General features: G+C 32.1%; 7 protein-coding genes. 4 read left to right on the top strand and 3 right to left on the bottom strand.

Features of this window, described 5'->3' with window-relative positions; genetic code table 11:
• The first annotated feature begins 81 nt into the window (after positions 1–81).
• The 3 genes from GM3708_RS10970 (at position 82) to GM3708_RS10960 (ending at position 3958) form a co-directional block, all read left to right on the top strand.
• Positions 82–1560 (top strand): nicotinate phosphoribosyltransferase, encoded by a 1479-nt coding sequence (locus tag GM3708_RS10970; RefSeq protein WP_066346742.1) that lies wholly within the window; start codon positions 82–84, stop codon positions 1558–1560.
• Positions 1557–2342, top strand: coding sequence for an NrtR DNA-binding winged helix domain-containing protein (locus GM3708_RS10965; protein ID WP_197671657.1), 786 nt, complete (start codon positions 1557–1559; stop codon positions 2340–2342). The genes GM3708_RS10970 and GM3708_RS10965 overlap by 4 nt, the downstream gene beginning before the upstream one ends.
• Before the next feature lie 173 nt (positions 2343–2515).
• On the top strand, positions 2516–3958 hold the full coding sequence (locus tag GM3708_RS10960) for an LCP family protein (protein ID WP_066346740.1): 1443 nt from the start codon (positions 2516–2518) through the stop codon (positions 3956–3958).
• Between the two features lie 75 nt (positions 3959–4033).
• Here GM3708_RS10960 and GM3708_RS10955 read toward each other — a convergent pair whose 3' ends face one another.
• Positions 4034–4702, bottom strand: coding sequence for a DsbA family protein (locus GM3708_RS10955; protein ID WP_066346738.1), 669 nt, complete (start codon positions 4700–4702; stop codon positions 4034–4036).
• A 74-nt stretch (positions 4703–4776) separates the two neighbouring features.
• Positions 4777–7443: a DUF3769 domain-containing protein gene (locus GM3708_RS10950; protein WP_066346736.1), complete on the bottom strand. Its 2667-nt coding sequence runs from the start codon at positions 7441–7443 to the stop codon at positions 4777–4779.
• Positions 7444–7690: 247 nt separating this feature from the next.
• On the opposite strand from GM3708_RS10950, the gene GM3708_RS10945 reads away from it, so the two are divergent.
• A complete protein-coding gene (locus GM3708_RS10945) occupies positions 7691–10891 on the top strand; it encodes an alpha-mannosidase (RefSeq protein WP_066346734.1) in 3201 nt (1066 codons plus the stop codon).
• Positions 10892–11363: 472 nt separating this feature from the next.
• On the opposite strand, the gene ispG is transcribed toward GM3708_RS10945, so the two are convergent.
• The gene (gene ispG / locus GM3708_RS10940; RefSeq protein WP_066346731.1) at positions 11364–12581 is read right to left on the bottom strand and encodes a (E)-4-hydroxy-3-methylbut-2-enyl-diphosphate synthase; all 1218 of its coding nucleotides are present in this window, start codon (positions 12579–12581) and stop codon (positions 11364–11366) included.
• Between the last annotated feature and the right edge of the window lie 60 nt (positions 12582–12641).

The following is a 12641-nucleotide window of genomic DNA, read 5'->3' as shown; positions in this document are numbered from 1 at the left end:
AATCAATTCTTACTCCCATTTTTTATATTACATCTATCTTCTATTGGTACTGTTACAAAAATATTATATTAGGAAAAAACCATGAAAATAAATCCCCTTAATGCCATTGATTTTTATAAAACAGATCACCGTCGTCAATATCCTGAAGGTACAACAGAAGTTTATGCTAATTTTACTCCTCGCAGTAGTCGTTTAGCAAAAGTTTTAGATTCAGATAATATTCAAGTCATCTTTTTCGGTTTACAGTATTTCATCAAAGATTATTTAATGGATTGTTGGCAGGAAAATTTCTTCAAAGTAGATAAAAATAAAGTTATTTCTGCTTATCAAAGACGCATGGATAAATCTTTAGGAAACGGTGCAATTTCCATGCAACATATTGAAGCTCTTCATGATTTAGGTTATTTACCCCTTAAAATTAAAGCATTACCAGAAGGAAGTTTAGTACCCATTGGCATACCAGTTTTAACGGTAGTAAATACTCATCCTGATTTTTTCTGGTTAACTAACTACATAGAATCGGTGATGTCTTGCTATTTATGGAAACCCATAACTTCGGCAACCACTGCTTTTCAATACAAAAAGTTAATGAGAGATTATGCTATAAAAACAGGAACACCTTTAGATTTTATTCCTTTTCAATGTCATGATTTTTCTTTTCGAGGTTTATCTGGTATTCAAGATGCCATAATTAGCGGTGCTGGTCATTTAACTTCTTTTTGTGGTACGGATACGGTATTAGCCATCGACTTACTAGAAGATTATTATGATGCCAATGCAGATCAAGAAATAATAGGTACTTCAGTACCAGCAACGGAACATTCTGTTATGGCAATGGGAATGCAAGAGGAAGAATTAGAGACATTTCGCCGACTCATTGAAGATTTATACCCTAAAGGTATTGTTTCTATTGTTTCTGATACTTGGGATTTTTGGAAAGTTATCACCGAATATACTGTTATGCTCAAAGAGAAAATCTTAGGGCGAGATGGAAAACTTGTTTTGCGCCCTGACAGTGGAGATCCTGTTAAAATAATTTGTGGAGATTCTAGTTATCCTCAAGATACTCCTGAATATAAAGGTGCAGTGCAATGTTTATGGGAGATTTTTGGGGGTAATATCACCCCTCAAGGCTATAAAATTTTGGATGCTCATATTGGCTTAATTTATGGTGATTCTATAACTCTTGATCGAGCTTATAATATCCTGAAACAGCTGGAAAGCAAAGGCTTTGCTTCGGGAAATGTAGTTTTTGGTATCGGTTCATATACTTATCAATATGTTACTCGTGATAATTTTGGTTTTGCCATGAAAGCTACTAGCGGTGTGGTAAATGATAAACGTCGAGATATTTTCAAAAATCCTAAAACTGATAGTGGTACAAAAAAATCAGCAAAAGGTTTACTCAGAGTTGAGCAAGAAAATAATACTTACGTTTTGTATGAACAACAAACTATTGAGGAAGAACAACAAGGTGCATTACAAACTATTTTCGAGAATGGTAAGCTAATTAAAAGCTATAGCCTTGCAGATATTCGTCAACGTATTAATCAAGAATGAATAATTCACCAATGACAAATCATCCATCATCAACAACAGAAACACACTATAATTCTGAAGCTGATTTTCTTGATCATTATAATCCTAAAATCTTTGATCGTCCTAGCACTTCTGTTGACACTGTAATTTTCACAGTTTTTGATCAACAATTGCAAGTTCTCCTTGTAAAACGGGCAAATTACCCTTTCAAAAATCAATGGGCGTTAGTGGGTGGTTTTATCGATTTAGAAAATGATGAAACTTTAGAAGATACTGCTAAACGTAAATTAGAGGAGAAAACAGGAGTAAAAACTCCCTATTTAGAGCAATGCTTCACTATTGGCAATAAACAACGAGATCCAAGAGGATGGTCTGTAACTACCGTTTATTTTGCTTTATTACCCCATCAGAATATTAAACTTGCCATCGGAAAAGGGGCTAATGAGATCAAATGGTCTTCTATTATTAATAATCAAGTAAAAGAATTATTAGCCTTCGATCATAGTAAAATTTTACGTCAAGCTATCGAACGTTTACGTAATAAAGTTTTATATACTTCTTTACCTTCCTATTTAATGGCTGAAAAGTTTACTTTAGGAGATTTACAAAAAGTTTATGAGATAATTCTCGATCATAGTTTAGAAACAAAATCTTTTCGGCGTCGTATAGCTAAAGCTGATATTTTAGAAGAAACCACAGAAATGCGTCAAGATGCAAAACGTCCTGCCAAATTATATCGTTTAAAAAATGACGTTAATACTTATTTCTTTTTAAGAACTATCGAAGGTGCTGTTAATACTTAATTGTTACTGAAAAAGTATTGTGATGAGGGTAAAAGTTATGGGTTATGATAGATATTGATGTCAGACTAATGACAGAGATAATCATCCTTAAAAATTCGTCATAAACACAAAATCAAGTTAAGATTGTTAAGTTATTATTAAATATTCATCATCTTTGTGTGTGGGGAGATTAAATGTCAGAGGGAAATTTTAGCCGTAAAGGTAAGTTTGTTAATCGTCAACAGTTTGCCAAAATTTCGACATCGACTTCTAAAAATGTTTCTAAGTCTAATCCTCACTGGTTATTAATTGGTTTTGGATTAAGTGCTATCGCTGTTTTATCCGCCACGGTAGGGGCAATATTAGCATTATCTTTATCCAATACCCCTTTACGACAAGCTAGATTGACTCCCGCCGAAGAAGCAGTTTTTAATCAAGAAGAAACCGTTAGTTTTGACAATTTACAAATTCCAAAATTAAGCAGACCAGTTAACATTCTTGTTATGGGTATTAAAGTTACTACTGATGATGTACCCGATCAAAGTACTCCAGATGTAGGTTATCATGCCTTAGTTAATTCTTTTGAAGGTTTGTCTGATAGTATGTTATTACTCAGATTCGATCCTGAAAAAGATTATGTTACAGTTTTATCAATTCCTCGTGATACTAAAACTCTAGTCGAAGGTAGGGGAATTACTAAAATTAATGATGCCAATTTTCACGGAGGGCCTGCTTTAGCGGCTGAGTCTGTTAGTAATTTATTAGATGATGTACAAATAGATCGATATATTCGCATTAATGTTCAAGGGGTAGAAAAATTTATTGATGCTTTAGGTGGTGTCAATCTCTATGTACCTCAAAATATGAAATATACTGATCATAGTCAACATTTATACATTGATTTAAAAGAAGGACAACAACATCTTGACGGTGCAAAAGCTCTTCAGTTTTTACGTTTTCGTTATGATGCTTATGGTGACATTGGTAGAGTTCAACGACAACAAGTTTTTATGCGTGCATTAATTGAACAAGCTTTAAATCCTAGAACCATTTTAAGAATGCCTGATATTCTTTCTGTCGTTCGAGCTCATTTAGATACAAATTTAACCACCAATGAATTAATTGCCATCGCTGGTTTTACAGGACAAAAAAATAGGTCTAATATTAATATGGTTATGTTACCGGGAGACTTTAATACCCCAGAAGAAGGAGAATTAAGTTATTGGTTGCCTAATCACGAAAAAATTTCTGAAATTATGGCTCAACATTTTCAAATAGAGCCTGATTATTATACTGCTTCCCATGAATCTGATCCCACAAAATTAAAAATTGCAGTACAAAGTAATAAAGATAATCAAGAAACTGCTCAAAAAGTAGTCGATTATTTACGAGAAACGGGTTATAACCGAGTATTTTTAAGCCAACAATTTGCTAATCAACCTTTATTAGAAACTAAAATCGTTGCACAACAAGGAGATAATTATTCCGCCGCTCAAATTAGAGCAGATTTAGGAGTTGGTGAAGTTATCGTAGAAAGCACGGGAGTATTAACTTCCGATATAACGATTCAAGTAGGACAAGATTGGACTATTCCAGAATTTAATCATCATCAGGATGGTAAGCTAAAACGCATCTAAGTTTACCTGAGTTCAACGGAAAAATGATGAAGACAAGGTGGACAGGTAGTAAAATTCTCAATATTTGCACAATCCTTAACACCAATTTTCTTCGGTAGGAGAAATGTGTAGTAATTCATTTATATTGGCTTCAATTACTCTATAACCTACATTACCGTTGAGTCTCTGTCGTCCTTCATTAAAAATTAGGGTGGGGCTAACTGTAACCGTATGCTCTTTTACCAAATTAAAATCTTTTGATAGTTGGGCATATGCTTCACCACTATCAATTTGAGCTTGGATAAACCCAATAGGTATTTTTAACTCCTCCGCTATTTGGAATTGCACTTTGCGATCGCTAATATTAGCCAGTTGGGTAAAAAATGCTTCTCGAAATGCCCAGATTGCTTTTTCAAATACATTCTCTATAATTCCTTTTATTTCTAGTAGCTGAATCCCATGAAGAAATAAATGACAAGATGTAGAAGATACTGGTTTAACCTTTGTCCAAATATCAGGATGAATAGTGATATGGTTGAATCTTTGAGCTATTTCTTGAACATGATGATTGTATGCTTCCAATCCACCTTTATCTCGCCATCTATTTTCGAGATTTTCAATAGCCACACCAAAAACAGGAACGAAATGATGCTCAATCTTTATATCATCTTTAAAGGTCATTTTCAACTCATTTAAACGAATCTGAGCAACATAAGCCCAAACACAAAGAACATCAGAGAAGTAAAGGATATTAATGGGTTTCATTTTTATTATAATTTATTCTAATATTTTATTTAGTTTGGATAGTTTATTGCCATTTCCTACTATTCGCTTAATTGCTAATTTCCTCTAGTTACTCCATCAACGACAGGGCGAATACCAGTACCTTCAAAAGGTGCGGCGTTACCATCCCAGTTAAAGTCACTAATACGTAAATTTACTGAACCAATTTCTAAAACAGGATTATAACGGACAATAATATTATAAGTACGACGACTATATTCCAAAAAGTAATCAGTACTTATTTCCTCATTGGTTTTAACGTTAATAAAGCTCTGTAATCCTGCCCTTAAAGGACCATATAATTGTTGAGTTAGTCCTAATGATAACACTTGATCATCGGCGGCACGGTCGAAGAAAAATGGCGATAGATTACCTCTAATACCCTGACTATAACTAACATTAAAGCCTGTATAATCAAAGAAAGGATTAGAAAAATGTCCGAATTGTCCTTCTAAACCAACGGTTGCGGTTAAGTTTGGTTGAGTTTCACCGTTACTGTAATAACTGGCAACACCTGTTAATCCTGTATTCAAACTTAAGTAAGGAGCAACAGGAGTGGCGGTGTATTTCAAGCCTTCTTCGGGGGTTGCGGGTAAAGATTTTCCTTTCCATAATAATATATTTCCGTTTAAGATACCTGCACCTTGAAAACGAGTTAGGTTGGCTAAATTATTTCGGGGATTGCTGCCCAATAATTCTTGTCTATCAGTATCTGCGGTGACATTTTGTATTGAACCTTGATAAACAAAACCAAATCCTGATTTACCAATTCTATTATAGGGTGATGTTACTACTAATCCGTAACTTTGTTGTACTGTCTGAAATCCTAATGAACCATTGAAGAGTCGATCTCTGTAGTTGTATTGTAAACTAAAATTATGAGGAGCATTTAGATCTCCTACTTTTTGATTTAATTGTACAGTGGCACGAAGTCTATTATCTATGTTATCTAAGTCTAAACCAGTAAAATTAATGATAGCATTAATATTTGTGCGATCGCTAAAATCATTGACCAATTTTGCCACTAAACCGAAACTAGAGGGATTTAATAAACCACCATTATCATCAGGATTAATAGCATTATCATCAACAAAGGAGTCAGGGAAAAATGCTCTTTGTAATAGAATTTGAGGAGTAAGAGTAAATATCGTTTTTTGATCACTATAAAGCTCAAAATCTCTCTCGATATATAAACCTCCTAAATCTTCTCCGTCAAAACCGATGGAAAATAATCCTGGACGACGATTTCGGCGATCAAAAATTAAACGATCTTGAAATAAAGGGATAGATAAACGTTGATCAAACACTAAACGTGACTTAGTAGTGGTTAATTCATCTTGAAAAGGCGAAATATTCTTTAATTTGGCAGTATCTGCTCTAATTTCAAATTCTGGAGGAGAAAAAGGATCATTTGTAATACGAATATTAGTCGCATTCCAACTATCACTATCAAAATCAACTCTTTCAGCTTGAAAGCGAAAACGATTCACTTGTCCACCAATTGCCGCAGGATTACTACCGCCTCCTCTTCCCACTAAAGAATATTCTCTGATGCTACCCACAGCAAAACTCACACCTTCGGCAGAAACGACTCTTCTCAAGGGTTGATTTGCTTCAAACTGCCAACTCAATGGGTTTTGAGGGAGAGGATTATTCGCCGTTTGTCCTCGAAAATCTTGAGAAAGACTTGGCTGATAAATTTCACCGTTAGCATTAAATATAATTCCTTTGTCTTGCACAAAGTAGTACTCAAAACGATCGCCTTTAAGAGACTGATCTCCTCTTTTTAAGGTGACATTTCCTTCCGCCACGGCTATTCGATCAACTAAATTGACTAAAACTTCATCTGCAATTAAGATACCATTAGAGAAGCGAATAACTACATTTCCTTTAGCTTTGATAATTTGTTGTTGATCCAAATATTCTTGTTCATCAGCTAAAATTTCCACTACATTAGGAGGGTTAGTATTAGTTTCTGTTGTTTGGTTATTTTGTCCGATTTTTGGAGTATTTTCGGTATCTTGGACTATTTCAAAAGAAGATGAATTAAAATTATAATTAAACTGACGAGATTCTCCTTGACGAGAAGTAATAATTAATTTTTTGCTGATATTAAATTTTAAGGAAGAATTTTCATCTACTATAAATTCAGAATTTGATTGATTTAGCTTTAAACTCAGAGGTTTTCCTAAATCATTGGCACTAAGTTGGGGAGGATTTTCTACGGGGATTGAGACAGGAGAAGGTAAACTTTCCAGTTTTTTTTCTTGATTTAGAGGAAGAATCTCTTTCTCGCTAGAAGAAATGGTAATAGTAGAGGGTAAACTTTCCAGTTTTTTTTCTTGATTTAGGGGAAGAATCTCTTTCTCGCTAGAAGAAACGGTAATAGTAGAGGGTAAACTTTCCAGTTTTTTTTCTTGATTTAGAGGAAGAATCTCTTTCTCGCTAGAAGAAATGGTAATAGTAGAGGGTAAACTTTCCAGTTTTTTTTCTGTATCAATGGAAGTAAATTTTATACTTTTAGGGGATGATTCGGTTGAAGGAATTAGAGTTATAGACTCAGAATGAGAAGGAGAATTACGGAAAGATTCATTATCTACAGAATTAATATTATCTTCAACTATAGCCAGAGATGATTGAGAATGATCAATTTCCGTCAATTCAGACGTATCAATATGATGGGGAGTCGTGGCAATCAATACACTACTAATAATCGGAATCATCGGCTCAAAAATTAGCTAAATTAATATAATCAACAAATTAAGTATTAAAACTTATAGACTTTAGTATAATCCACAATTGATAATTGATAATCAATTCTATCCATTAATGTTTTTTTAGCATTGGAGCGGTTAAACCTTCATAAATAAAAAAGATAGCTTTATTGTCCTAATTTTTTTATTGAAATATTTTATTGATTTTTTTGTTTTAGAATTTAGTTTTTATTATTATTGAGCAATTTTTTTTATTATGCACTTACAAGAGACTATTATAAATTTGAGAAAATTAACGGAATTAAATATACAAAGTAATTGGTTTTTTCTCGATCAAAATTTAGATAAAGCTCCTTTAATCATAGAAAAAAATTGGCAAAAAGCAAGAGTCAATGATAAAAATTATTTAGTATGGGAAAAAGGAAATAAAATAAGATGGTTTGCTCAACAAATTATTATTCCCGAAACTTTAAACTATGGTTATACTTTAGAAGATTTAACAGTTAGAATCGCTTTAATATGGTGGGCAGAATCAGCTCAAATTTTCATCAATGATAAGTTAGTTTGTGAAGGTGATTTATTTGATTCTTCTAGTCGTATTTTATTAACAGAAAAAGCACAAAAAAATCAAAAGTTTATTATTAGTTTACGTCTGATTAGTCCTCGTCATGATATTGGTGGTTTAATGTCTTCTCAATGTCTTTATGAAAATAATTATAATGATATTGATCCTAGCTTTGTTGCTAATGAATTGACTATTTTAGATCGATATATTAATAAATTTTATACAGAAAAACAAGCCTTTTTAGAAGAAGAAACAAAAAATATTAATTGGAATAATATTCATAACCAGTCATTATTTAACCAAGAATTAACTAATCTAAGAAATCGACTTTTACCTTTATCTAATTATATCAAAGAACGTAATTTTTATTTACTGGGTCATGCTCATTTAGATATGGCTTGGTTATGGACAATTAAAGAAACTTATCAAGTAGCTCAAAGAACTTTTAATTCGGTTTTAAACTTACAAAAAAAATATTCTTATTTAACTTTTGGACATACAACAGCATATCTATATAAGTGGATAGAAGATAATAATTTACCATTATTCAATCAAATTCAAGAAGCAGTTAGTAATAATAGATGGGAAATTTTAGGAGGAATGTGGGTTGAACCTGATGTCAATTTAATTAGTGGAGAGTCTTTAGTTAGGCAGTTATTATATGGGCAAAAATATTTCTTAGAAAAATTTGGTAAATATAATAAAGTTGCATGGTTGCCAGATACTTTTGGTTTTCCTTGGCAGTTACCACAAATTTTACAACAGGCTGAAATTAATTATTTTGTTACAGGAAAATTGCACTGGAATGATACCACGAAATTTCCTCATGGTTGTTTTTGGTGGCAATCTCCCGATGGTAGTCGTATTTTTTCAACGATGTCTCCTCCTAATGTAGCGGGGGTGATGGATACCAATCCAATTACCATGACTAACTATAGCCTTGATTGGGAAAATCAGACGGGATTAAAAGATATTTTTTGGCTTCCGGGGGTTGGTGATCATGGTGGAGGTCCTACTCGTGATATGTTAGAAGTAGGAAAACGTTATAATAATTCTCCTTTTTTTCCAAAGATAAATTTTACGACTGCAGAAGAATATTTAGATAAAATTAGCTCTATTTCTCCAACAAATTTACCTATTTGGAATAGTGAACTTTATTTAGAATTACATAGAGGTTGTTATACCACTCATGGAGATCAAAAATCATTTAATCGTTACTCAGAAAGATTACTTTATCAGGCTGAGTTATTTTCAACTATTGCGACAACTTTAGATTATCAATTTGAGTCTAATATTAAAGTTAAAGCTAATTATAGAGAAAAAATTAAGAATATTTGGCAAAAAGTATTATTAAATCAATTTCATGACATTTTACCCGGTACATCTATAAATCCTGTTTTTACTGAAGCGAATCAACTTTGGCAAGAAATTATTAACGATACTCAATCTATTTTAAATGATAGTTTGAATGCGATAACATCTTATATAAATTTCGATAAAATAGCCTTAAAAGATAGTAAAATTTTAGTGATTTTTAATGCCTTAAATTGGCAAAGATCTGAAATTATTGAGTTAGAAATAGAAGGCAATAAATATCAAATTTTTGATGAAGAAAAAAAACCATTAAAAACACAAATTTCTCACGAAGGCAAATTATTATTTTTAGCAGAAAATATTCCTAGCATTGGTTATAAATCATATTATTTAATCCCCAATTCATCAAATAATGTCATAGTTAATCCCTTAAATCAAGAAGAAAGTTCATCAAATATAAAAGATTATAAATTTACAAATACTGCAACTATTAGTAATGACATATTGCCTGATAATACAATAATCACAGGTTTAAATCTTGTAACCATAGCTGAATTTATTTTAGAAAACGATTATGTCAAAATTATTGTCGAAGAAAAAACGGGTAACTTAATTAGTGTTTATGACAAAATTAATGACCAAGAAATTATAGAAGGTTATGGTAATGAATTACAATTATTTCAAGATCAAGGACAATATTGGGATGCTTGGAATATAGATCCTAATTATGAAAATCATAGATTAGAAAATCCAAATTTAACATCAATTAAATGGTTAGAAAAAGGAGAATTAAGACAAATAATCAGAATAGAAAAGTTTTTTAACTTTTCTACCTTTACTCAAGATTATATTTTAAACTTTAATTCACAAATATTAACTATCAAAAATAAAGTTAATTGGCAGGAAAAATATACCTTATTAAAAGTAAACTTTTCTCTAAATATTGAAAGTGATTTTGTTACTTATGACATAGCTTGTGCTAATATTAAACGTACAACAAAGCCTAAAAGTGAAGCTGAAAAAGCACAATGGGAAGTTTGTGGACATCAATGGGCAGATTTAAGTAATAATAATTATGGAGTCAGTTTACTTAATAATTGTAAATATGGTTATGATAGTAAGCCGAATCAATTAAGATTAAGCTTGTTACGTAGTCCACAATGGCCCGATGAAAAATCAGATCAAGGTTATCATGAATTTACATATAGTTTATATCCTCATAAATCTGACTGGAAAAAGGCGAAAACTGTCAGAAAAGGCTATGAATTAAATACTCCTTTACAAGTTTTATTCTTATCTAAAAATCAATCAAAATTAGCAGTTTTACCTCCTAATGCAGAGTTAATTAACATTAAAGAAAATAACATAATTTTAATGGCGTTAAAAATAACCGAGAATAATCCTAATAATATTATTTTGCGTGGTTATGAATGTCATGGAGAATCGACTAATTTATCAATAACAAGTCTTTTAGATTTATCCTTAAAAACCAGAGTTAATTTACTAGAAGATAAAATTAATAGTCAAGATCAATCAATTAAACCTTATCAAATTTTTAGCTTTATTTTTGGTGATTAATTTAATTCACAGAAAGAAAAAAATGATAAATCATGCACCTATTTTAAATTTCTTATTACTAAACAGAAAATCTTCTCTTTACACCTAAAGGGAGGATAATGAAGCTAAACAGAAGATTCAGTAAAGGATTGAATATGCTAATCTGGAGAAAAACAGATATTTTCAGTATTTATAGGGGAAGAAATAAAAAGAAAAGGAATAAGTGAATATATAGTTCGTCCGCCAGAAAAAGGAAGAAAATATAAAAGACAGAGTAATTTTTCGATTAGTTTAAATGAAATAAAATGGTTAAGTGAAATTTGCTTTTTATAAGAAAAATTATCAGAGTTAACTTCTTTATTTCCTCAGAAATACTGCTATTATCCTCAAGGTATCAGAGCTATTTTTTTATTTAATCTGCATTGTAATTGATTTGTTGCCCTTTCAGCTAATTTACTTATTACTTATTGATTATTACTTACTAATTATTTAATTATGGCTCAACCCATCTACCGTCAGCTTTAATTAAATTGATTAATTCTGTAACGCCTTCAGTTTCTGGGACTTTTTTAATTTCTTCCTTGCCACGATAAAGGGAAATAAAACCGGGTTGTTTACCCACATAACCGTAATCAGCGTCAGCCATTTCACCAGGCCCATTAACAATACAACCCATTACAGCTATATCTAAACCAGTTAAATGTTTTGTTGCTTCTCTGACTTTATGTAATACTTCTTCGAGATTAAACAAAGTACGTCCACAAGAAGGACAAGCTACATACTCAACCATAGTTTTACGTAGTCCTAGTGCTTGTAGGATACTGTAGCAGACAGGAATTTCTTTTTCTGGGGCTTCGGTTAAAGAAACTCGAATAGTATCGCCGATGCCATCTGCAAGTAGTGTGCCAATTCCTGCGGTAGATTTTATTCTGCCATATTCTCCATCTCCTGCTTCAGTTACGCCTAAATGTAGAGGATAATCCATACCCAAATCATCCATACGTTTTACCATTAAGCGATAAGCAGATAACATAACAGGCACACGAGAGGCTTTCATGGAGATGATTAAGTTACGAAAATCTAAAGACTCACAAATCTTAATAAATTCGATGGCAGACTCTACCATTCCTTCAGGAGTATCACCATAAGTGAATAGCATTCTTTCCGCTAAAGAGCCATGATTAACACCGATACGCATAGCTTTTCCTTGATCTCTTAAGGAAATTACTAACGGTTCAAGAGTTTCTCTAATCTTATCACCAATATCTTCAAATTCTGTATCAGAATACTCTATACGATCGCTTTTTGGTTTTTCAAAAACGTATAAACCCGGATTAATACGTACTTTATCAACGTGTTTAGCTACTTCAAGAGCAATTTTCATGCCGTTATGATGTACATCAGCAACTAATGGCACTGCTTGATAAGTTTTGATTAATTTAGCCTTAATTTCTCCTACAGCTTTTGCATGGGCAAGACTTGGCACTGTCACCCTGACAATTTCGCAACCAATTTCATGTAAACGACGAATAGCGGCAACAGAAGCATCAAGGTCGAGGGTATCTTCATTAATCATTGACTGCACCACAACAGGATTATTACCGCCAATTGTAATATTTCCGATTTTTACAGGGCGAGTTTTACGTCTATGAATACTACCATCAAATAAATTTTTATCGGAATTAGTTATAGGTTTATCAATAGTTTGCATCGTTTTCCCTCAATGGTTACGATTATTTTCATTTTAATTTTACAGCAATTGGCTATCACG

It is taken from the genome of Geminocystis sp. NIES-3708 (assembly GCF_001548095.1).
In the GTDB taxonomy this organism is placed as follows: Bacteria; Cyanobacteriota; Cyanobacteriia; order Cyanobacteriales; family Cyanobacteriaceae; genus Geminocystis.
This window is presented reverse-complemented; position numbering and strand designations above follow the sequence as displayed.